20 protein-coding genes and 7 tRNA genes are annotated in these 22,440 nt (G+C 53.2%); 9 read left to right on the top strand and 18 right to left on the bottom strand.

Translation table 11 applies throughout. From position 1 onward, the window contains the following. Positions 1-28: 28 nt before the first annotated feature. Positions 29-1,249 carry a glycosyl transferase gene (locus tag ACT3TF_RS04410; RefSeq protein ID WP_444671648.1) on the bottom strand — a complete coding sequence of 407 codons (1,221 nt, stop codon included), beginning with the start codon at positions 1,247-1,249 and terminating at the stop codon, positions 29-31. Between the two features lie 21 nt (positions 1,250-1,270). Further along, positions 1,271-2,185, bottom strand: a complete 915-nt coding sequence (locus ACT3TF_RS04405) for an HAD-IIB family hydrolase (RefSeq protein ID WP_441685091.1) — start codon at positions 2,183-2,185, stop codon at positions 1,271-1,273. A gap of 500 nt (positions 2,186-2,685) precedes the next feature. Between ACT3TF_RS04405 and ACT3TF_RS04400 the strand changes: the two genes are divergently transcribed. Further along, positions 2,686-3,498, top strand: coding sequence for a glycosyltransferase family 32 protein (locus ACT3TF_RS04400; protein ID WP_441685093.1), 813 nt, complete (start codon positions 2,686-2,688; stop codon positions 3,496-3,498). 62 nt (positions 3,499-3,560) lie between these two features. Here the strand turns inward: ACT3TF_RS04400 and glyA are convergent, their stop codons facing one another. Continuing rightward, complete coding sequence (gene glyA / locus ACT3TF_RS04395; RefSeq protein ID WP_444671647.1) at positions 3,561-4,826, bottom strand: serine hydroxymethyltransferase; 1,266 nt, start codon at positions 4,824-4,826, stop codon at positions 3,561-3,563. Positions 4,827-5,095: 269 nt separating this feature from the next. On the opposite strand from glyA, the gene ACT3TF_RS04390 reads away from it, so the two are divergent. The 3 genes from ACT3TF_RS04390 to ACT3TF_RS04380 are packed head-to-tail and all read left to right on the top strand — an operon-like array spanning position 5,096 to position 8,007. Beyond that, on the top strand, positions 5,096-5,539 hold the full coding sequence (locus ACT3TF_RS04390; RefSeq protein ID WP_096281311.1) for a LexA family protein: 444 nt from the start codon (positions 5,096-5,098) through the stop codon (positions 5,537-5,539). A gap of 14 nt (positions 5,540-5,553) precedes the next feature. Further along, the gene (locus tag ACT3TF_RS04385; protein WP_096281313.1) at positions 5,554-6,855 is read left to right on the top strand and encodes a Y-family DNA polymerase; all 1,302 of its coding nucleotides are present in this window, start codon (positions 5,554-5,556) and stop codon (positions 6,853-6,855) included. 42 nt (positions 6,856-6,897) lie between these two features. Further along, complete coding sequence (locus ACT3TF_RS04380; RefSeq protein WP_444671646.1) at positions 6,898-8,007, top strand: LBF_2804 family protein; 1,110 nt, start codon at positions 6,898-6,900, stop codon at positions 8,005-8,007. 4 nt (positions 8,008-8,011) lie between these two features. Here the strand turns inward: ACT3TF_RS04380 and ACT3TF_RS04375 are convergent, their stop codons facing one another. Further along, positions 8,012-9,475: a sodium-dependent transporter gene (locus ACT3TF_RS04375; RefSeq protein WP_096281318.1), complete on the bottom strand. Its 1,464-nt coding sequence runs from the start codon at positions 9,473-9,475 to the stop codon at positions 8,012-8,014. Positions 9,476-9,589: 114 nt separating this feature from the next. Next, complete coding sequence (locus tag ACT3TF_RS04370) at positions 9,590-10,813, bottom strand: YbfB/YjiJ family MFS transporter (RefSeq protein WP_096281320.1); 1,224 nt, start codon at positions 10,811-10,813, stop codon at positions 9,590-9,592. A gap of 270 nt (positions 10,814-11,083) precedes the next feature. Between ACT3TF_RS04370 and ACT3TF_RS04365 the strand changes: the two genes are divergently transcribed. From ACT3TF_RS04365 to ACT3TF_RS04355, 3 genes are all read left to right on the top strand, one after another. Then, positions 11,084-12,358: a M20/M25/M40 family metallo-hydrolase gene (locus tag ACT3TF_RS04365; protein ID WP_444671645.1), complete on the top strand. Its 1,275-nt coding sequence runs from the start codon at positions 11,084-11,086 to the stop codon at positions 12,356-12,358. 240 nt (positions 12,359-12,598) lie between these two features. After that, positions 12,599-14,056: an SLC13 family permease gene (locus ACT3TF_RS04360; RefSeq protein ID WP_192536154.1), complete on the top strand. Its 1,458-nt coding sequence runs from the start codon at positions 12,599-12,601 to the stop codon at positions 14,054-14,056. A gap of 330 nt (positions 14,057-14,386) precedes the next feature. Then, positions 14,387-15,142 carry a MipA/OmpV family protein gene (locus ACT3TF_RS04355; protein ID WP_412767931.1) on the top strand — a complete coding sequence of 252 codons (756 nt, stop codon included), beginning with the start codon at positions 14,387-14,389 and terminating at the stop codon, positions 15,140-15,142. 222 nt (positions 15,143-15,364) lie between these two features. On the opposite strand, the gene ACT3TF_RS04350 is transcribed toward ACT3TF_RS04355, so the two are convergent. Then, entirely contained in the window at positions 15,365-16,057 is a 693-nt protein-coding gene (locus ACT3TF_RS04350) for a type 1 glutamine amidotransferase domain-containing protein (RefSeq protein ID WP_096281328.1), read from the bottom strand. Between the two features lie 177 nt (positions 16,058-16,234). Here ACT3TF_RS04350 and ACT3TF_RS04345 point away from each other — a divergent pair, with 177 nt between their 5' ends. Together ACT3TF_RS04345 and ACT3TF_RS04340 are read left to right on the top strand one after the other, a co-directional pair. Continuing rightward, positions 16,235-17,008, top strand: coding sequence for a CLCA_X family protein (locus ACT3TF_RS04345; RefSeq protein WP_096281330.1), 774 nt, complete (start codon positions 16,235-16,237; stop codon positions 17,006-17,008). A gap of 84 nt (positions 17,009-17,092) precedes the next feature. Further along, positions 17,093-17,248, top strand: a complete 156-nt coding sequence (locus ACT3TF_RS04340) for a metallothionein (protein WP_096281332.1) — start codon at positions 17,093-17,095, stop codon at positions 17,246-17,248. Between the two features lie 311 nt (positions 17,249-17,559). On the opposite strand, the gene ACT3TF_RS04335 is transcribed toward ACT3TF_RS04340, so the two are convergent. The 12 genes from ACT3TF_RS04335 to ACT3TF_RS04280 form a co-directional block, all read right to left on the bottom strand. Continuing rightward, positions 17,560-17,647, bottom strand: a tRNA-Ser gene (locus ACT3TF_RS04335). A 108-nt stretch (positions 17,648-17,755) separates the two neighbouring features. Next, positions 17,756-18,265 (bottom strand): YiiD C-terminal domain-containing protein, encoded by a 510-nt coding sequence (locus ACT3TF_RS04330; protein ID WP_096281334.1) that lies wholly within the window; start codon positions 18,263-18,265, stop codon positions 17,756-17,758. Positions 18,266-18,277: 12 nt separating this feature from the next. Further along, on the bottom strand, positions 18,278-18,838 hold the full coding sequence (locus tag ACT3TF_RS04325; protein WP_096281336.1) for a nitroreductase family protein: 561 nt from the start codon (positions 18,836-18,838) through the stop codon (positions 18,278-18,280). A gap of 66 nt (positions 18,839-18,904) precedes the next feature. Continuing rightward, a complete protein-coding gene (gene queF, locus ACT3TF_RS04320) occupies positions 18,905-19,738 on the bottom strand; it encodes an NADPH-dependent 7-cyano-7-deazaguanine reductase QueF (RefSeq protein WP_096281338.1) in 834 nt (277 codons plus the stop codon). Between the two features lie 34 nt (positions 19,739-19,772). Further along, entirely contained in the window at positions 19,773-20,546 is a 774-nt protein-coding gene (locus tag ACT3TF_RS04315; protein ID WP_096281340.1) for an ABC transporter permease, read from the bottom strand. Beyond that, a complete protein-coding gene (locus tag ACT3TF_RS04310) occupies positions 20,543-21,541 on the bottom strand; it encodes an ABC transporter ATP-binding protein (RefSeq protein ID WP_096281342.1) in 999 nt (332 codons plus the stop codon). The genes ACT3TF_RS04315 and ACT3TF_RS04310 overlap by 4 nt, the downstream gene beginning before the upstream one ends. Positions 21,542-21,706: 165 nt before the next feature. After that, positions 21,707-21,781, bottom strand: a tRNA-Gly gene (locus tag ACT3TF_RS04305). Positions 21,782-21,810: 29 nt separating this feature from the next. Next, positions 21,811-21,886, bottom strand: a tRNA-Glu gene (locus ACT3TF_RS04300). Positions 21,887-21,907: 21 nt separating this feature from the next. After that, positions 21,908-21,982: transfer RNA gene (locus tag ACT3TF_RS04295), tRNA-Gly, on the bottom strand. Between the two features lie 25 nt (positions 21,983-22,007). Then, positions 22,008-22,083: transfer RNA gene (locus ACT3TF_RS04290), tRNA-Glu, on the bottom strand. A 21-nt stretch (positions 22,084-22,104) separates the two neighbouring features. Further along, positions 22,105-22,179: transfer RNA gene (locus tag ACT3TF_RS04285), tRNA-Gly, on the bottom strand. Between the two features lie 25 nt (positions 22,180-22,204). Continuing rightward, positions 22,205-22,280: transfer RNA gene (locus ACT3TF_RS04280), tRNA-Glu, on the bottom strand. Between the last annotated feature and the right edge of the window lie 160 nt (positions 22,281-22,440).

The raw sequence follows: 22,440 nt of genomic DNA, 5'->3' as shown, positions 1-22,440 counted from the left end.
CATGATGAGCGTGGCACTTGGCCAGAGACTATACTTCCCCCTGATTATCCAGCTCTACCGCTTCGTGCATGCGCGCCAGCAGGCTAGGCACAGCCGCCTGAACACGGTTCCAGCTAGGAATAAAAGGTCGCTCACGCGGGTTATCCATAAACAGATTGCCCGCTTCGAGTAGATTGCTGGCGAACAGCTCAACGGCCTGCTCTTCAGTATGCCGATCTAGGCTTAAGCCATTCATCGTCGCATCGTGATCGTAGGCCTCAATTAAATCTAATGCGAACCGGTAATAGGTTGCTTTGAGGGTACGAAAGTCTTCACTGCTAAAGGTAATGCCCTGGGTCGCCAATTTGCGATAAAGCGCTTTTGAAATATCCAGGCTCATGCGATTTAAACCGCCATCAGGATCATCTTCGCTGATCGGCTGATGCTTGTGATCATAGGCATCAGCAATATCCACTTGGCATAGTTGACGCAGGGAGTAGTTGCGCTGTAACTCAGACAAAACGCCGATTTCCAGTCCCCAGTCTGCAGGTATACGAATGCCTTCCAACACGTCACTACGCATAGCGAACTCACCCGAGAGCGGGTAGCGAAAGCTATCCAAATAGTCCAGGTAAGGCAGCGGCCCACAGACGATTTTTAACGCCCGCAACAGCGGCGTCACTAATAGCCGTGAGACGCGGCCATTCAATTTCCCCTCTGCAATACGCGGATAGTAGCCTTTACAAAAACGATAGTTAAAATTCGGATGAGCGACCGGATACATTAAACGCGCCAGCAAACTCCGCTCGTAGGTCAAAATATCGCAATCGTGTAGCCCGACCACCGATGACCGCCCAGACGCCAATACATAGCCTGCGCAGTACCACACATTGCGCCCTTTGCCTGGTTCTAACGCACCCAACCCATGCTCTTCTAGCTCCGCATCCAAGGCACGTAATCGTGGGCCATCATTCCACAAAATACGCGTATGTTGAGGCAGGCGAGAGAAAAACTCCTTGGCATGTAAAAACTGCTCACGATCAGCCCGATCCAGGCCGATTACAATCTCATTGAGATAAGGCACTTTCACTAACTCATCAACAATCGCCGACAATGCGGTTCCTTCCAATTCCGAAAATAACGAAGGCAGGATTAATCCCATTGGGCGTCGACGTGAAAATTGGCATAGCTCCTGCTCTAACGCCTCTACTGGGCGTCGAGTGAGGTTGTGAAAATCAGTAATAATGCCGTTTTGATGAAAGTCGCTCATATGTTTGCCTTCCTGAGTAGGTTAAATAACGGCATCACATGTTGTTGCCGCGACTAAACGGCGTTCGTCTCGCCCCCAAAAATGGGCCACCCCCTCAGCCCAGCCAGCCGGCCCTGCTGCTTGCGTGCGATATAACGACAGGCTATTGGGCTCAACGATCAAATCATGACAGCCACGAATAACCACAGCTTGATCGACGGCTTCCAGCATCGTGACATCGTTGGGCCCGTCCCCCAGGCCAAGTGAAAGCGGCGTACGCCCTCTTAAGGTGGTAAACCGCCTAATTAACCACTCCACCGCGCTACCTTTATCGGCAGTGCGTCCCATGACATGCCAAAAACGTCCGCCTTGAGTCAACGCCAATCCATCGCCTTCCAAGGCAGCGCGGAAGGTATCCAAGGCAGCCGCATTGTCTTGCCATAACAGTGGCTCGCTGCCTTCTCGCTGACGTGCATCCCGGGCACGCGCTTCGTCAAGCCCGGTGAGTTTCACTACCTCTAAGACGCTCATCTCACTCATACGCGTAAAGCGGCATTTTAGCCGTTCTCGCCACACCTTGAGACGAGCACGAATAAAGCCAATATCGACCCCCGGATGCTTGATCACCACACCGTCGCGCCCACTGCCCGGGCGATCTAAACGTGCATGACACCAGCCAGGCGGCAGGCCAATGACCGCGCCATTTTCAGCAATAAAAGGCGTTGCGGTAAGACCCAGCGCTTCGCGTAAAGGGATTAGCTCGGCACGGGTTTTACTGGTGACGGGGATTACCGGCACTCCCATCTGTTTTAATCGGGCAAGCCACGGCGCAGCGGGACTGGAGTCATAGCTATGGTGGTCTAATAGCGAGCCATCTAAGTCGGTGACGACTAAGCGAGGCTGCAAAGCAGGATCTATGGAAAAGATTGGCGCTGAGAGACGATTGGCTTCAAGCATGGCACTACCTCGTTTCAGTCTTAACGCACAGTTAAGACGTCGTGTCTGGATTACCAAGCTTATAAGGCAAATAATGCGCCAAAAACGATAAATGCTGGTTTCGCAGTGAGTTACATATCACTTGTGTAGTGGCATTGCGCTCAAGCCAATGGCAGCACCAAAAAGCAGCGTTGATAGCGCACCCAAAAGGCGCATAAAACAATCGGCGCACGCTACTGTCTTCCAACGGCTGTGTGGCTGATGCACAGTGGTGCTAATACCCTGTCCGCTGCGTGTAGGCTAAACCTTTCTAAAGTGATGCATTAAAGCAAAATGCGCGCTAGCATACTCATCGAAGAAATGACCGCAGAGTGAGCCCTTTCCCACCAGGCGCTAGCCAACGGCCAGCGTAATTGGTGATTTCAGGCCTTTGATCTAAATAGCACGCTCGCAGCGTGTTAGAGGGCAAAGGGGGCTGGTAAAGCCATCTATCCCAATCGTCAAATATGTAAAGGTTTCCTATGGGTCGTCAACGACAGACTGTTAAGCAACATATTATTGTTATTGCTAGCCGCGTCATCAAACTGACCGCCAATATCACCAAAGTGCTTTGCTATCCTTTCCACGCCGCCTTTCCTAACAAGCGCTTTACCCTGCCAGCCTATGCGCCACCGTTGCTTCAGCCCTCCGCCAAGAAAGTGGCAATCCCGCGGATTATTTGGCAGACCAACTTCACGGACAAAGTGACGCTGCCTGTCTATCTAAACTATTTATTTAATCGCCTGATGGCCCCACGTTTTGAATATCGTTTTATGGTGACGGAAGCAAGGCACCTATTTATTGCGGATCACTATGACAGTGAAATCACTCAAAACTATTTGAAATTACAGATAGGTGCTGCACAGGCTGATTTCTGGCGGCTGCTGGTGCTACAAGAATATGGCGGCGTTTATTTAGATATCGATGCCCATGCTATTTGGCCGTTAAGCGATACGTTAGCCAGGAATACGGAGGAGTTGTACGTCGTCACGCGGCGCGGGGATTTCAGTAATTACTTTATTGCCAGCAAGCCTCAAAACCCGAATCTCGAAAAATTAATCAATCAGGTTAATAACAATATTAAAGACAATCAGCTCACTAACGTATTTGAGCTAACCGGGCCAGGCGTGTTCAATCAATTGCTAAACATACAAGAGGTGCCCACGGTTTCTTACCGCCATGCCTGCAATCAAGGCAGCTTTACTAACGAGTACTTTCAGTACATCGATAAAGCAGCGGGAAAGTGGACCAAAGAGCAACAAAAAGTGAGTATTGTTCGCCAAGAAGAACCATAAGTATCTAAGCAAAAGGCCCTGAATTAACAGGGCCTTTTTTCACATACGCTCTAACGTGACGTTTACTTATAAACAGGCAGTCGCGCGCAAACCCCAGCTACTTTATCCAACACCTGCGCTTCAATAGCGCTGGTGTCTTCGCCGTTGGCTAATACATCCAGAATGTCGCAGATCCAACCGGCCAACGTGCTGCACTCTTGCTCATCGAAACCGCGTGTGGTCACCGCAGGCGTACCAATACGCAAACCTGAGGTTACAAACGGGCTTTGTGGGTCGTTAGGTACGGCATTTTTATTAACGGTAATGTGGGCGCGGCCCAAAGCGGCGTCCGCGTCTTTACCGGTAACACCTTGCTTGATCAGCGACAGCAGAAATAAGTGGTCTTCGGTGCCGCCAGAAACGATATCGTAGCCGCGGTCAATGAATACACTGGCCATTGCCTGAGCATTTTTGACCACCTGCTGTTGATACGTTTTGAACGCAGGCTCCATGGCTTCTTTGAAGCAGATCGCTTTTGCCGCAATCACGTGCATCAAAGGACCGCCCTGGCCACCCGGGAATACCGCTGACTGCAGCTTTTTCTCAATATCAGCGTCGTTTTCCGCCGAGAGAATCACACCGCTGCGCGGGCCACGTAGCGTTTTATGGGTGGTAGACGTCACGACGTGGGCATGAGGCAAAGGGCTTGGATAGACACCCGCCGCGACAAGACCTGCCACGTGGGCCATATCCACCAATAGGTAAGCGCCCACTTCATCGGCGATCTCGCGGAACTTGGCCCAATCAACGATCTGAGAATACGCGGAAAAACCGGCGATGATCATTTTCGGCTTGTGCTCGCGAGCAAGCTCGGCCACTTGGTCATAGTCGATCAAGCCTTGCTCATTCAAACCGTACTGAATGGCATTGAAGTGCCTGCCCGAAAAGCTTGGCTTGGCGCCATGGGTCAGGTGGCCACCTGCATCCAAGCTCATGCCTAAAATAGTATCGCCAGGCTTAACAAGCGCTAAAAAGACGGCGCTATTGGCCTGGGAGCCAGAATGCGGCTGAACGTTGACATAGGTTGCGCCAAACAGCTCTTTGGCGTAATCAATGGCCAGATTTTCAGCAATATCGACGAATTCACAGCCACCGTAGTAGCGCTTACCGGGATAGCCTTCGGCGTATTTATTGGTTAGCTGGCTGCCTTGCGCTTCCAGTACGCGGGGGCTGGCGTAGTTTTCAGAAGCAATCAGTTCGATGTGAGCTTCTTGGCGTGCTACTTCTTTCTGCATGGCATCAAAAAGCACATCATCAAATCCGGCAATTGTCATATCGCGGCTGAACATCGGCAGGCACCTCGTAACGAGAAAGAGTCATCATGGAAGAAGCGAGGGCGCTATCATAACGCAGCCTGACACGACTTTCATCGCATCCGCATCAGGTTGTTAATGAACAGCATTCATCTTTAAGGCTTGGTAGCAGTATTTGTGAGACACCGTTTTAGCTCGCGAATCTTTAGGTTGCTATCCACCCCACCCCTGCTGACTTGCATTTTCGTCGCCAAGACCGAATACTGTATATTCATACATGCGCCATATCAGCCAGGGTGTCGACAATGCTAGGTCAGCACACTCCACTTACCCCCGCCTTGCCGTTAATATCTCAGCCGCAGCCTTATCTAACGTTGACGGGACGAGCGGGCTTTAGCGGTTTTCCTTCGCCTGCGCAGGATTACGAACCACGCACGCTAGATCTCAATACACGATTGATAAAAAACCCTACCGAGACGTTTTATATCACTGCCGCGGGCGACAGCATGGAGGGCTGGGGTATTTTTGACAGCGATTTACTGATTGTCGACCGCGGCGTAAAACCTCGCTTAGGACATATATTGGTGGCGATGTTTGACGGCGAAGTATTGATTAAACGCTACGCGCTCTATCAAGGCACACCGCACCTTTGCTCTGCCCATCCGCATTACCCGCCCCTGCCGCTTGAAGGCACCGACTGCCAGCTATGGGGCGTGGTGCGCGCCGTCGTGCATGAATATTTGCGATGAAATGAGGGCTTAAGATGATTGGCTTAGTCGATGGCAATAATTTCTATGTCAGCTGCGAGCGTATCTTTCAACCTAAGCTTGAAGGCCGGCCTGTCGGTGTTATGTCGAATAACGATGGGTGCATTATCGCCCGCTCGGCCGAGCTTAAAGCGCTGGATATTCCCATGGGGACGCCGGCGTTTAAACTTGAAGAGCTGCGTCAGCGTGGCGACATCCACCTACTGTCGTCTAACTACGAACTGTACGGTGATATGTCGGCACGACTGACCCAGCTACTGCGCAATGCCTGCCCGGACGTTGCCCCCTACTCAATCGATGAAATGTTCGTCTATTTAGAAGATTTCACCGCAGAGCAGTGTGAGGCTCTAGGGCGGAAGCTACGCCAGCGCATTCGGCGTCATTTAGGCCTGCCGGTGTGCGTTGGGCTAGCCCCCACTCACACACTCGCCAAGCTGGCTAACCACGTTGCTAAGCAAGACCCTTACTACCAAGGCGTTTGCCTACTCGGTGGGCAGGATCACACCACCGAGGCCCTGCTCAAACGCACGCCGGTAAGCAGCGTGTGGGGCGTTGGGCATCGGCTGGCCGAGCGCTTAGCCATTGGCGGCGTGAGGACCGCCTGGGAATTAAGAGAAAGCGATGAAAAACAGCTGCGTAAGCGTTTCTCAGTAGTGCTCGCGCGCACGGCGCTTGAGCTACGCGGAACGCCATGTTTAACAATGAACGCATTGGATCTACCACGCCAGCGCATTATGACATCGCGCTCGTTTGGCCAACCGACAGGCGACTTTACGCAGGTGCATAATGCTCTACGCCGACACGCCCAACGTAGCGCTGAAAAACTGCGCGAGCAGCGTAGTTTAGCCCGCGCCGTGATGGTATTTCTTAATACCAACCGCCACCGTCGTGATCAGCCACAATGCTTCCCGCAAGCGCTAATCGCGCTGCCGTCACCCAGCGACGATACCCGCGTTATCCTTGATACGGTTCGCCAAGGGCTGGAGCAAATGTACCGCCCTCACCACCACTTTATGAAGGCCGGTGTAATGCTCCTCGACTTAGTCGATGCCGAGCGACACCAGCTGTCATTACTAGGGCCAACACCCCACCATCATCACCCATTACTGATGGCAGCGGTGGACCAGATCAATCAGCAAATGGGGCGAGGAACGATTAGTTTTGGCATGACCAATGCGCCGGCCGCCTGGCAACTGCGCTGCGCCCATCGCTCCCCGCGCTTCACTACGCGCTGGGATGAGTTAATGCTGGCAGGCACTCATCCTGGCGCTATCGATGCGTGTACTTCACGGACGTAACCGCTACCCTAGGGCATCCTTTGCCCGAATAACGTTGCCTTAATGCCTCTCTCTCGTCCCGATCAAGAGTACGCTCCAGCACCTGGCCTAGCGCAACGGTGGGCAAACCGCTATATACAAGGCTACTTTCGCCGCCATCCGGCACTGGCAGCCCCCAATCCGCAGGCGCTGGAACGCGCACGACGCTGGATTATCACTTGGGCGGCGGTTGCCGGAATGATATCTGGCACGCTGATTGGTGGAGCAGAATGGTGGATGCGGGAATTTGCCACCGACAATTGGAATGCGCTGAGTCTTCGCGAGCAGCTTCCCTACTGGGCCAGCTATATGGTCGTGGCAGGCAGCATTACCGCGCTAGAGATTGGCTTTTTGTACTGGAACGCGCTACGCGGCGTCGCGAGCATTACGCGCCTGGCAGGCTTGCACTATGGCCAAACCGAGCCACTAGAGCCGGATATCCAACTGACGGTGCACGGCGTTTCACGCGCCGCCTTGGAGTACCCAACCCCGGGCAGTCTTATCTATGGCGTTGACCCACATGCCTACCTGGGTGGCTGGAGAATAACCGCTAAAGCCCTACTTTATCGCTTAAAAGTCAGCTTAAGCAGCTTCCTGCTTCGTTTACTACTACGCCGCTTATTAGGCCGCCTGACGTTGCGCGGTTTTCTGCCCGTGTTAACAGAGCCCCTGTATGCTGTTTGGAACGCCTGGATTGCTGCACGCATTATTCAAGAAGCCTATTTACAGGCCCGCGGACCAGCGCTAGTGAAGCAGTTAATGGCAACGCTAGCTGACAGCGACGCTCCGATTCGCAGCTTAGTGGCACAAGGGGTGGGTGAGGTCATTATGCGCAACCAGCACCCGCATCCGAATTTAGTACTGCTTCTGGCCCGTCTGCTAGACAGCCTGCCCGACAAACCGCAGGCTATTGACGTTGATTGGCCAGCGACGCTCCACGACTACGCGCAGCTAACGGGCCCGTCACGGCATACGCTGCTCAGCGCACTTACCCAGACGGTACTGCTCAGCGGCACCTACCGTGGTGCGAGGAAGCGATTTTTAAAAGAAGTCTTTGCGACGTGTCAAACGCCGCTGCTAGAGAAGGATGTGAAGACCCAGCAGCAGCGCTTGTTATCAGGCGAGGTGCCGTAACGGCTTAAACGGACTTGAGGGCGTGACGTAGCCGTGGGCTGAGGATCTCACCGAGCATCGCCATAGCAACCAAGAGTGCCAGGAGCCACGGCCAGTGCGCGGCAAACGAAACCTGATAAACGCCCAAGGCGTCGATGAAAGTCACCACGATACCGAGCGGGCTCACATAGCGCACCATGGTCAGCCACAGCGCATAGGGTAGCGGCGCCAGCCCCAGCTCATCACGGAAAGTCTCGCTTTTTAATACATAGCCCGCCAGCACCACGATGCCCAATCCACCCAGCGGCATCATCCAGCGTGACGTCAGGTAGTCCAGCCAGTCGAAAAAGGTTTTTCCCGCCAGCGTCCAGTCAGCGCCTAGATTAAACGACAGCATTGCCAGGGTACTGATCAGCCACAGCACGATACCCGTTAGCCAAGCAGCGGCCGGGCGCGACAACCCTTTGTTATCGCATAGCCAAGAGACCGTGGCTTCAACCATGGAAATAGCGGAGGTCAACGCCGCCATAGAGAGCATTAAGAAGAATAAGATGCCAAATAGCGTGCCCAGAGGCATCGCTTGGAAGGCCAGCGGCAGGCTCATAAAGATCAACCCTGGGCCTTCACCAGGATTCATACCATTGGCAAAAATGACGGGGAAAATCGCCAGACCCGCCATCAAGGCAACAACCGTATCGGCGACGGCAACGCTCACCGTGGTACGGCCAATTGAAGCGTCTTTAGGCAGGTAGCTGCCGTAGGTCAGAATCGCGCCAGAGGCAAGTGAGAGTGTGAAAAAGGCGTGGCCGAGCGCTGCCAACATGCCCTCACTAGAGAGGCTGCCGGCATTGAATGAGAATAGAAAGCTCACCGCCGCGCCAAAGCCACCGGAAAACATACCAAAGCCAATCAGCACGACCAGCATGATAACCAGCCCTGGCATCATCCAACTGACGCTTTTTTCAATGCCTCGCTGCACGCCTTTGCCCACAATGAGCATCGTGATCAGCGTGACAAAGGTGCTCCAGAAACCAAGGTTGAGCGGGTTCGCATTATTAGCGCCGAACACCGCCGCCATCTCATCAACGCTGCTGGCTGCAAGCCCGCCAGTTAGCATCTTCCACAAATAGGCAAATGACCAACCGGCCACGACCACGTAAAACGATAACACCATAAAGCCGCACAGCATCGCCATCCAGCCAATCAATGACCACGCAGAGGAGCGGCCAGACTCATTGACGACGCGACGAATAGCGTCCACGGGGCTGCCGCGCCCGCGGCGCCCAAAGGCAATCTCCGCCATCATTACCGGCACACCAACGGCAAAGATGCACGCTAGATAAACCAAGACGAACGCACCGCCACCAAATTCCCCGGTGATATAAGGGAATTTCCAGATATTGCCTAGCCCAACCGCCGAGCCGGTTGCTGCCAACATAAACCCCCAGCGGCCTAGCCACTGAGTGCGAGGTTGCCCAGAAGAGGTCATTAGCGCATTTACCCTGTCATAAAAAGGCGCCTATTCTAGCAGCCTGCCGGACTTAACGCAGATCTACTGCAAACACCGGTCTCTCAATCCTCTTCAAGCGATCGATTTCATTCATCAGGCATACACGGAGGCTTTGGCCGCGGCATCCAAACGCTGAGCGGTTTGATCCACTTGGCGCAACCAGGCCAGCAGCACCGCGCCAATTATCACAAAACCACCGGCCAACCAAAGTCCAACGCTATAATGCCCTGAAGCCTCTGCCAGCATGCCAGTTAACGCCGGCGCACAAATTTGTGCCGCGCCATAAGCCAGCGTCATCTGGCCCATTAAGCGTGCAGGGCTTGATGGATACAGCCTGCCGGCCATGGTCAACACAAGGCTGACACAGCCTAGGAAGGTACCGCCATAAAGCACGGCGCTCAGGAGTACGCCGGCTAAGCTTGATGTTATAGCGGGCAGCACGATGCCGACGGCTTGTATCAGCATCGCAACAATCAAAGCACCCAAATAGCCAATCCGCCGGGCGATCAAATCCCAAAGCATCACCGCCGGGGCTGCCGCCAAGCCCACCAGGGCAAACGCCCAGTTGCCCGCCCCCACCAGAAGCGGCTCGCGCTCCACAATCGTGACAATGAACGTGGCGCTGATGACATAGCCATACCCTGCACAGAAATAGGCAGGCAACATTAAACGCATAAACGTGCGCGAAGGGGGCATAACAGGAGTCGCACTTGCTTCGCTTGCACCAGGTAGCGATTTCACCGGGCGCGGTAGCCAACGCCATGCGGGTACTAACAGTATTGCGCCTAGCAAACCAAAGCCCCACCACTGGGCCCGCCAGCCAAGTGACAGTGACAGCATGTATTCCACCGCTAAGGCGGCCACTACAATCCCCAGTCCCGCTCCGGCAAAATGAATGCCTAACTCGCCGCGCTGACGATGCTGAATCAACCAATGCAGAATCAGACCCGAGGCTAATAGCATCGAGCTACTGGTGGAAAGACCTGATAGAAAGCGTAATCCTGCCCAGAGCCAAAAGTGGTCGGTCAAGGCCATACCCGCGGTGGTCAGCACGGCCAGCACCAGCCCAGTTCGGTACAACGTATCCTTGGTATAAATACTACGCACGGACGCTGCCAGCACGGCCCCGAGCATATAGCCTGCGTAGTTGATCGCCGCTAGCCAGCCACCATCAGCATCCCCCATCCAACTCTGCTGCTGCATCACCGGCAATAAAGGCGTATAGGCAAAGCGCGCTATTCCCATGCACAATATCTGGCTACAAACGCCTGCCAGCAGCACTTTAAAGCGCCGGGAACTTAGCGTTGCTACGGTCATCGAACGGCTCCTGAAACAACGTCGCTTATTGTTGTGTTAATGAGCATGAATGTCGTTATGAATGCATATACTCACACCAGACATGCACTTATAGATATGTACTTATAGACATACTAAGGCGTTTTAGGCAGCGCGTCATGACGCCTAACGGGCTGAGCACGAACTGGCGGCGTCTCCTCTGCCTTTCACCTCGGCTTTTTCTACACGCCGGGCCGGAATCTGGCAGACTAGAGGCGATAAACACCCACCTTAATGAGTGAGCGAAAAACGATGAGCGATACGGCAAAACCCTGGACGCAACCGATGCCCGAGGCGCAGTTTAAATTAATGCGCGATATTCTTGCCGCGCCAAGCCCAGTGGGCCTGGAAGCCGCAATGACGTACGGCGTACTCAAGCCCCATTTTGAAAGTTTTGCGCCTAAAGGCTGGCATCTGCATCAGTTCAAGGGCAATGCGGGCGTTGTTCTGGACACCCATCCTGATCGTGACGACATGTTTAAGGTCATGATTATCGGCCATGCAGATAAAATTCGCATGCAAGTACGCTCAATTGGTGAAGACGGCAAAATCTGGATCAATACCGATTCATTCCTGCCGACCGTATTAGTCGGCCATGAGGTAAAGCTATTTAGCGAAGACCCGGAAAAACCCGGCAGCTATCGCAGCATCGAGGGCGGTACGGTAGAAGCGCTCGGGGCCATTCATTTCTCCGACCCTGCACAGCGCGATGGCAGTAAGGGCATTAAGAAAGAACAGATCTATCTGGATCTGCAGATTCATGGCCAGAATAAGAAGCAGCAGGTCTTGAATTTGGGCGTGCGCCCAGGCGATTCGATTATTTTTGATCGCCCTATTCGCCCCGGCTTTAGCCCCGACACCTTTTATGGCGCCTACTTAGATAACGGCCTGGGTTGTTTTGTGGCCGCAGAAGTAGCACGCCTGATCGCCGAAGCCGGCGGCACGAAAAATGTACGCGTACTGTTTGCGATTGCCAGCTATGAAGAAATTGGCCGCTTTGGCAGCCGCGTAATGGCCGGTGAAATGAAGCCTGATGCACTAATTGGCGTAGACGTTAACCACGACTATGTAGGCGCGCCGGGTATCGGTGACAAACGCATGCAGCCGCTAGAAATGGGTAAAGGCTTTACCATGGCCGTTGGCTCGATTGCCAGCGAACAGCTGAACCGTATTATTGCCAGCGCCGCGAAAGAGCATGATATTCCGCTGCAGCGTGACATTGTCGGTGTGGATACTGGAACCGATGGCATGGCGGGAGTATTGGCCTCTATCGATAGCGCTGCTACCTCCATTGGTTTCCCGATACGCAACATGCATACCATCTCGGAAACCGGTCATACGCAAGACGTACTGGCCGCTATTCATGCGCTGACGCACACACTGCAAGCCCTTGATGCCTTGCCGGATTTACAGCGTGAATTCCTGGATAACCACCCGCGTTTGGATCAAGCAAGCCCGCTAACTCATCAGGGTAGTGATAAGCCTGCCAGTGAAGATGATGAAAGCGAAGAGATTAAGCCTGCGTAAACAGCGCCCACGCTAAGTGCTTTTTTACATCCCTTGAAAATGGCCCGCTAGATAGCTTCTAGCGGGCCATGTTTGATTCAACTCGCCTCCCCCCTTATTAATACGAAACCTTTCCCTCGCACCCTCTACCACTACTAAAGTTGCACTCCTACAACCAACGTTCAATAAACCAAAGTGGTAGGATCCCTCCCGTTAATTAGCCAGTACTTACACGTTATTGCTTATCAATGGAGTTAATAAATGGGAGTTTCATCGCAAGGATGGCGCCATTGGACGCCCCTGCTGGCCGGGCCGCTGCTGTGCATACTGGTACAGATTCTCATGCCCGCCACACTGCTCGACCCTGCACCGCGCCTGGTACTTGGCCTAACCGCCTGGATGGCCGTGTGGTGGGTAACTGAACCCGTACCCATTCCAGTCACCTCGTTTTTACCCATGATTATTTTGCCGCTAAGCGGCGTAATGACACTAGATGACACCGTGGTCGGCTACGCAAACCCGGTTATTTATATGTATATGGGCGGTTTTATACTGGCCATTGCCATTGAGCGTTGGAACTTACATCGCCGTATTGCACTGAATATTGTTAGCCGTATCGGCAATAGCCTACGCAGCATTGTGCTTGGCGTAATGATCGCCTCAGCCTTTCTTTCCATGTGGATTTCAAATGCCGCCACGGCGCTGATGATGCTACCCATAGCCATTGCCCTGCTCGGAGAGCTGGATGAGCGTGACCAGTTCGATGGTAAGCAGCGCGATGCGTTTGCACGCGTGCTGCTACTCACTGTTGCTTACTCAGCTTCCATTGGTGGCTTGGCTACGATTATTGGCTCGGTGCCCAATGCCATAGTGGTGGCTATGATTCCGCAATTTTTTGACGGGGTTGAAATTAGCTTTTTAGATTGGATGATGTTTGCACTGCCTCTGACTCTGATCATGCTCGTCATCTTGTACGTCTATCTCACCCATATTTATGCCAAGGTGCCCAACACTCGCTTAGAAGTTAACTTCGTTGCCGAAGAGTTGAAAGCACTTGGCCCCATGGGGCCTGAAGAAAAGCGCGTACTGATAGTGTTTGTCACTACCGCACTCGCATGGGCGTTAAGGGGTTGGTTAGCGCCTTTCTTTGATCTACCGCTAAACGATACATTAATTGCGGTTATTGCGGCGGTGGCACTATTTATTATCCCAGCTCACAGCGAAAAACGTAGCCTGTTAGTGTGGGATGATATGGCACGCCTGCCGTGGGGGCTGTTTATACTTTGGGGCGGCGGCATGACGCTCGCCGCCGCCTTCAGTGCGAGCGACTTAACGGGCTGGATCAGCCAGCAGCTGCAGCTCTTAGACGGCGTTAATTACTTTGTGCTAATTCTCTTTATGGTGCTGCTGATGCTGTTCTTAACCGAGATTATCTCTAACACCGCAACGGCCAATATGGCACTGCCTATTACGGCGGGAATGGCTGCCGCGATTACGACAGGTAATCCACTGGGCCTAATGGTGGCCGTTGCTCTGGCAACTACCTGCGCTTTCATGATGCCTATTTCCACGCCACCTAATGCTGCCGTTTTCTCCAGCGGGCGCATCTCAATTAAGGAGATGGCAAAAGCAGGCTTTGCGATGAATATTGTTAGCGCCATTATCATCACGCTATTTGTTTACTTTATTATGCCATTACTACTTCCTATGCCGTCTTAGCAAATAAAGTGGTTTAAGATTGCACGCAAAAAGAAGCCCCGGCCATTCCTTGGCTGGGGCTTTATTAAACCTTCCATGATGCTTCTTCACAAACGTCCTGTTCGTGCTTCCCTGAGTACTTAAAGCATTCCTAGCTTTGCCTTCCCTGTTACCACTTCCCTGTGCTTGAAGGGCACAATGCGCCTTATATCCATGGATTTATCTAACCTGTGATATGCAGTCGCAAATAAATGACGTTTGAACGATTTAAAATTGAAACAAGCAACTTGCCAACTTTCCAAACAAAAACATACAATCATGCACGTTTCGCTACCCACAAGGATGATACCCGTGACTCAGTATACTTGGTGGTCTGCCGCCGTGATTGGTTTGGCTATTTCCCCGCTTACCTGGGCAGATAGTTGGGAAGGAAGCATTGGCGCTGGCGTGCTCTACGCGCCTGATTACTTAGGCAGCGACGACTACGACACAAAACTATGGCCATCGATCAATCTCACCTATGGCGAGACCTTCACCATCAATCCGCGCTCTGGCATTGAATGGCACGCTATTCGTGATGGCGGCTGGACCGTATCGCCCTTTGTTGGCTACACCTTTGGGCGTGACAATAAAGGTGACATAAGCGCCTTCGAAGAAGTAGATGGCGGTGCAACGCTAGGGCTACGCGTTGGCTACGAGCAAAGAGAGTGGCTCTACAGCGTGGCGGCTAGCACACCGGTAACCGGCGATGTGGATGGCGCAGAGTTTGAAGTAGCAGCGGCTTGGCGTACACCGCTTAGTGAGCGCTTATTTTTCTCTTTATCGCCAAGCGCTCATTACTCAAACGAAAAGTGGACAGAATCAATGTTCGGCGTTTCAGCACGCGACAGCCTGCGTAGCGGAATTGCTCAATACAATCCTGACGGCGGATACTGGCGGCTAGGCGTAAGCAGCAGCCTGACTTACGCGCTAACGCCAGAATGGTCAGCAACAGGCTTTGTGGGGACAAGCTACCTAACGGGCAACGCATCGGACAGCCCCATCGTGGATGAGCTAGGCAGCGATTGGCAAACGGTGACCGGCGTATCCCTCAATTATAATTTTTAACAGGCCCTCGCTATATTCCGTGAAACTTCGTCGCGTCATCTCGCGAGCGATTAGACGCTGCCAAGGAGGCCTGGGTACAAGGCGGCTTCGAGCATGGCCGCTTTCGCTTGCCGGTTGGCGATGAGCGAGAGTTCATCCCTTTTCCCGAACAGCCAACCGGTAGTTAAAAAAGCGGCGGGCAATGCCCGCCGCTGTTTCCGCTTTATATACGTATTGTGCTGATTAACGCTCCAGCTCCAGCCACGCCATCAGTGACTCAGCCGTGAGCGCAGAAGACGGTGGGTTTTGGCCCGTGATCAGTTGGCCATCTTCACGCACGTAGGGGGTGAAATCATCCGCCTTGCTGTAAATGCCTCCGCATTTTTGCAGGGCGTCTTCGACGAGGTGCGGCACGACATTGGTTAAGCCAACGGCCTCTTCTTCGCCGTTCGTAAAGCCCGTTACCTGACGGCCTTTAACCAGCGGCTCGCCTGCGCTGTTTTTCGCATTCACAAGCACAATCGGCGCATGGCACACCGATGCCACCGGCTTGCCTTGGGCAATAAAGGTTTCGATCATACGAATAGAAGTAGGATCATCGACGAGATCCCATAGCGGGCCGTGGCCGCCTGGATAGAAAACCGCATCAAAGTCACCGGCATTCATATCGCTTAAACGATGGGTAGCGGCAAGCTCAGCCTGGGCCTTTTCATCCTGCTTGAAGCGGCGCGTGTCATCGGTTTGGCTATCGTCTGCATCACTGGTGGGGTCCAGCGGCGGCTGTCCACCTTTAGGCGAAGCCAAGGTTACCTCAGCACCCGCGTCTTTAAACACATAATAAGGGGCAGCAAATTCTTCTAGCCAGAAGCCGGTTTTCTTGCCGGTATCGCCTAACTGATCGTGAGATGTCAGCACCACCAAAATACGTTTGCTCATACATGCTCTCCTGACAGTGAATAGACAAACAGCGTTGCTTGCTACCTCAATTACTGGGGGCACATACCTGAGTTACAAGCCTTATCAATAGCGACAAGCGTATAGCCACTTAGCGCTTCCATGCTCCAATGCGATAACATAGGGCGGTGATTATCTTTTTCTAGCAGCGAGCACGCCGTGAGCATTGAAGCGAGAGATTTTTATCGCAATGGGCCAGCCCACCGCCCTGAATGCGCCAGCAGTTTTGCCTTAATCCGGCGCCAGTTCGATTTCCGCTCCATTGAGATTGGCCGCTGGGTCACAAGCGCGGAGCGCGACCGTGCCTCCGGGCTTTTTCACGATGCCTTGTGCGATCTTATGTTGATTCTACAGGGCCCAGAAACACTGATTTCGCTGCGCGGCTCCATAGCCTTACAGTATGGCTGTGGCGGCCGGCCCGGGGTTGCTGCGCATTACGACCCCAGTCAGCGCAGCTTTGCACTCGCTAAAAATGCTGGCCCCGGCAGCATTGCTCACGAATGGTTTCATGCCTTCGACCACTACATTGCCCAGAAATGTTTTCAAGGCGCGCCCGCCCACATGTTCGCCTCTACTGCCTGGTTAGCCGAAGCCACGCCAGTCCCTCACTCACTTAATCAGCGGCTAATGCGTTGCTTCAAGGCCGTACTTTTGCAACCAGAAGGCGACCAGCCAAGCACATTGTTTAAACACTCGGTGCGCATAGACAAACAACTTGGCCAGCTCTATTACAGTAAGCCCGAGGAACTCTGTGCGCGTGCTTTTGAGGCTTTTATACAGGACGCAGCCATCACCAATCACTTCTTAGTCAAAGGCACAAAAGCCTCGCCGGAAGCAGACAAAGGGCTTTATCCCCAGGGTGAACAACGGGTTCGCATTAATGCCGCATTCGGCGAATATTTTGGCAGGCTCGGCAACGCACTTAGCACTTAAAGTACGCCCTGAGAGTTAGCATAATGCGTGGTGATATATCGATGGAATGGTCTACGCTTATAACGTCCACCGAGGAGAATCATTATGTCTGAACAAGTGTGCGCATGCCCGAAATGTACGTGTTCTGTCGATAGCAAACCCGTTGAGAAAGAGGGAAAATTATACTGCTGCGAGTCCTGCGCCACCGGCCACGCAGACGGCTCCCAAGACTGTGGTCACAACTGTAAGTGTGGGAAATAGTCCTTCTACTTCGCATTTTCTGCTACTGTAACCGCGCCCGACAGTCCCACTGCCGGGCGTTTTTGCGGCTCAGGCTGTCAATATGGAAAAGCTGCTCAGCCCCTTTCGCCAACGTGCGAAATGGCGCAATTGTGACTAAGCTGTAGCAACGCTCACTACTCAGAGGAAGAGAAAATGTCTACTACCACTATCGTCGTTATCGTTGTTGTTCTCGTTGCCGTGCTAGGCGTTGGTTTCAGCGGCCGCCTACCGTTCTAATAACGAGCCATAAAAAAAGCCCGCTGAAAAATCAGCGGGCTTTTTAAATTCTGTGGCGGAGAGGGAGGGATTCGAACCCTCGAAGCCTTACGACTTACACACTTTCCAGGCGTGCTCCTTCGACCACTCGGACACCTCTCCACATTTTGTGCTCTGTTCAAAGGATGAACCTTTCGCAACAGAACGGCGCACATACTATGGTCTAAGCTGCGAAATAGCAAGCCTTTTCAGGCTTCTCGCGCGTATCGGCTAGCGTTGCGGCAACACGGCGTAGCTGCCGCTGGCTTCCAGGCAGAGTGTTTCTCCACAGTAGAGCTGATGAGTCAGTGCAATACGTCCTTTATCACGTTCGGCGAGCATATTGGCAAGCTGAGCGAGTCCCGCAGGCTCAAGCGGTGTGCATATTAAGCGGTAGTTATCCGCGACCGGGGCAAGAAAGCGCTGACTAGCCTCTGCAACCACCACATCGCGTGCCAAGCCTTGCTCACGCAGCCATAGCGTGACCCAGCACCAACCTTGCAGAGTGGTTTGCGCCGTCAGCGCACCGCCAAAGCCCGTGCCTTTATCGTTAAGGTTAGGCTCTAGCGCTAACTGCCAGGTGAGCGCATCACCCTCGCGCACCATTTCGCTAATGCCTAGCGCGCCCACCATAGGAATCGCCTCGCCTAGCCACTGCTGAAAGACAGCAAGATCTTCCTGCTGACCTTTGGGCAGCGGCAAGCGTGGATGCGGCATGCCCGGTTTACGAGATAGTTTCATAGGGTCGCCTGCCTACTCCCAGCGCTCAACAAAATCAGCAACGCTATGCTCCGCCACTGGCTTATGGCGACCGCCTAGCGCACCTACATAGATGAATGCGACAACCTCGTCGTTTTCACTCAGGCTCAGGCCTTTACGTACCACCGAATCGAACGCGTACTTTCCACTGCGCCACATAGCGCCTAAGCCCTGTGCGTGGGCGGCCAGCAAGATACCGTGGGCGGCGCAGCCTGCGGAAATCACCTGCTCCATTTTGGGCACTTTATCGAGCTCTGGCGTAACCTTTGCGATAACGGCGATCACCATCGGCGCGCGCAGCGGCTTTTTACGCGCTGAGTTCAGCGTATCGTCATCGGCATGCGGGTCTTCCTGGAACTCTGCTTCAGCAAATAGCTCGCCTAGGCGCTCGCGCCCTTCCCCACTGAATTCAATGAAGCGCCAAGGGCGCAGCTCTTTATGGTCGGGTGCGCGCAGTGCTGCCTGATAAATAACACTGAGCTGTTCGGCACTGGGCGCCGGCTCAGCCAGCTTGCCCATTGAGCTGCGTTCGTGAAGAAGCGTGAGTGCGTCCATTAATGACTCCAGTCCAGGTTCAATCGTATGTGACTACGGTAGCATCGTCATTTATAACACTGCCGTTTACTGCCTTGCCAGCCTCAGCGGTGTCGGCGGCATCAGCCCAGGCGTTGCGCGCCAAGGACTAATATCCAACCCGCCACGACGCACGTAGCGGGCAAGTACTAGTAGCTGGCTGGGCTGTGCATAAGCCATTAGGTCGGTGAAGATATGTTCAACGCAATGCTCGTGAAAATCCTGATGCTGTCGAAACCCGATCAGATAGCGTAACAGCCCTTCGCGATCAATCTTTGGCCCTTTATAGCGAATCAACACGCTGCCCCAGTCCGGCTGGCCGGTAACGGGGCAGTTAGATTTGAGCAAGTGGGAATACAGCGTCTCTTCGACGACCTCATCGCTTACCATTAAATGAGCGCTGCTAGGCGTGTAATCGCTTACTGCGATATCTAAGTCGTCCAAACATTCGCCCGGCAAGCACTGCACGGTAAGCTCAGGGGCATCCACATCAAATAACTCAACGCTCACCTCGGCACCCGCTGCGATAGCGAGGTCATTGGCAAGCGTTTGCATTACGTCTTCACGACTATAGAAGCGGGTTTGATTAAAGCTATTGAGGTAGAGCTTCCACGACTTCGATTCAATCAAATTGGGCGAGCTGGCGGGCAGGCGAAAACGTGCCACGGCTACCACGGGCTTACCGCGTGAATTCAGCCAGGACACTTCAAACGCGTGCCATTCGTCTTCACCGACAAAGGGTAAAGCCCCCTCTTCGATCCCTAACGGCACTCGGTTGGCCGCACGAACAATAGGATAAAGCAGCGCCGCGTCATACTTTTCGGGGTAAGCGGAATCGCGCCCTAGCGGCGCGTGCTCCAAGGTATCTGGTCGATGTGCCATTATCTGTCACCCTCTGCTTAATGCCGTTATGCAATTAACTACGAATGCCTTTACCGCGCTCCAACATTACCAACGCAACGCTGAATAGCACGACAATAAAGGCAAAGATCGCAGCGAGCGCCCAGCCAACGGGAATATCCGAGACGCCTAAGAATCCATAACGAAACACGTTAACCATGTACAAGATAGGATTGAGCATGGAAACGCCCTGCCAGAAGTCTGGCAGCATCGAAATAGAATAAAAGACACCGCCCAAGTAAGTCAGCGGTGTCAGTATGAAGGTCGGTACAATGGAAATGTCGTCAAACTTGTTGGCCAGCAAGGCGTTGATAAAACCGCCAATGGAAAACAGCGCAGACGTAAGCACCACCACTAATATCGTAAGCAAGGGATGCTCCATGGTTAAGCGGGTAAAGAACAGCGAAACCATGGTCACAATGATCCCCACACCCAGGCCTCGGGCCATGCCGCCTAAAATAAAGCCGGATAAAATTACCCAGTTAGGCATCGGCGATACCATCATCTCTTCAATTGAACGCTGAAATTTGTTCGAAAAGAAGCTCGATGCCACGTTGGAATAGCTGTTGGTAATCACGGACATCATGATCAACCCTGGAACAATAAAGTCCATGTAGCTGAAGCCATCCATGTCGCCAATTCGCGAGCCGATTAGATTGCCAAAAATAATGAAATACATCGCCATCGTGATAGAGGGCGGCAGCAGCGTTTGCGGCCAAATGCGCGTAAAGCGCTTAATTTCTTTCAGCACTAAGGTCCATAGAGCAATCAATGTTTGGCCTGCATTCATGAGCGAGACTCCCTGTTTTCGGCATCAGAACTCTCACCGCTAGAAGCGTCAGCACGCTGATCTATCGCCCCCTGGTTACTGCCTTTTACCATCGACACGAACATCTCCTCTAAGCGATTGGCCCGGTTACGCATAGACACCACCTGCACACCCTGCTCACTTAGCGCATTGAACACATCATTCAAACGCTGGCCGCGATGCACCAACAGTGAAAGCTGGGTGGGCTCTAGCTGATGAAGCTCAAAGCCCTCAACATGCGGTGTCTCTGCGACCGGCTCAGCTAAATCAATGAGGAAGGTCTCTGTATCAAGCTCAGCCAGCAGCTGACGCACGCTGGTATTACGCACAATGTCGCCATCATTAATAATAGCGACATTGCGACACAGGCTCTCAGCTTCTTCCAGGTAGTGCGTTGTCAGGATGATCGTCGTGCCTTCATCTTGGTTAATGCGCCGCATGTATTCCCACATACTGCGCCGAAGCTCAATATCGACACCGGCAGTGGGCTCATCCAGGATCAGCAGTCGAGGGCGGTGCATTAACGCCCGGGCAATCATTAGCCGTCGCTTCATCCCACCTGAGAGCATACGTGCGTTGCCGTCGCGCTTCTCCCAAAGGCCCAGGTCAGTAAGAAGCTGCTGGGCACGTGGCAATGCCTCGCGAGTGCTCATACCGTAATAGCCTGCCTGAGCCAGTACGATATCGAGCACCTTCTCAAACTGATTAAAGTTGAACTCTTGGGGCACAACGCCTAGCTGATACTTGGCTTTGGCAAAATCTTTATCAATATCGATGCCAAAGATAGAAACGCTGCCCGCCGTTTTTTGCACCAGTGAGCAAACCACACCAAGAGTAGTGGATTTTCCGGCCCCATTGGGACCCAAAAGCGCAAAAAAATCGCCCTGCTGGACGTCGAGATCAATACCTTTAAGCGCTTGAAAGCCGTTGGCGTACACTTTGGTAAGGCCACGGATCGACAATGCCGGTTCGGCCATGAAAATGTCCTGTCAGCAAATATAAGAAGATAAAGTAAATGATTAGGGCGCAAACTAATTTTTCAAGGCGAGAGACCACTCACCAAGCGCCAGACACACAAAAAATGACGCTCAGCAGATAGCTGATGCATCATAGAAATAGGGGAAAATAACACTAAATGCGCTTGGAGCGGGAAAGGAGATTCGAACTCCCGACCCTCGCCTTGGCAAGGCGATGCTCTACCACTGAGCTATTCCCGCAACGCAAAAAACTGCACATAAGCGCAAGATGGCGTCCCATAGGGGGTTCGAACCCCTGTTACCGCCGTGAAAGGGCGGTGTCCTAGGCCACTAGACGAATGGGACACTGTATGCACTTCAAAAACTTGGAGCGGGAAAGGAGATTCGAACTCCCGACCCTCGCCTTGGCAAGGCGATGCTCTACCACTGAGCTATTCCCGCTTAATAGAATTCTTGCTATCGGAGATGGCGTCCCATAGGGGGTTCGAACCCCTGTTACCGCCGTGAAAGGGCGGTGTCCTAGACCACTAGACGAATGGGACACTGTAAGCACTACAAATGCTTGGAGCGGGAAAGGAGATTCGAACTCCCGACCCTCGCCTTGGCAAGGCGATGCTCTACCACTGAGCTATTCCCGCATTCCGATAAACCTTACGACGTAAATGGCGTCCCATAGGGGGTTCGAACCCCTGTTACCGCCGTGAAAGGGCGGTGTCCTAGACCACTAGACGAATGGGACGTTTCATTACCTCGTTGAGGTGGCGCGTATATTACTCAGACCTTACTTAGCTGTCAAGCATTCTACCGTAGCAGCACCCGTGTATAACGCACTTACTGGGGGATAGTGCACTTGACGGCGCCGCAAGCCTGTCACATTGATATTCAGCCTGCCGCTGGCA

The organism is Halomonas sp. AOP25-F1-15, assembly GCF_052378675.1.
In the GTDB taxonomy this organism is placed as follows: Bacteria; Pseudomonadota; Gammaproteobacteria; order Pseudomonadales; family Halomonadaceae; genus Vreelandella; species Vreelandella casei.
This window is presented reverse-complemented; position numbering and strand designations above follow the sequence as displayed.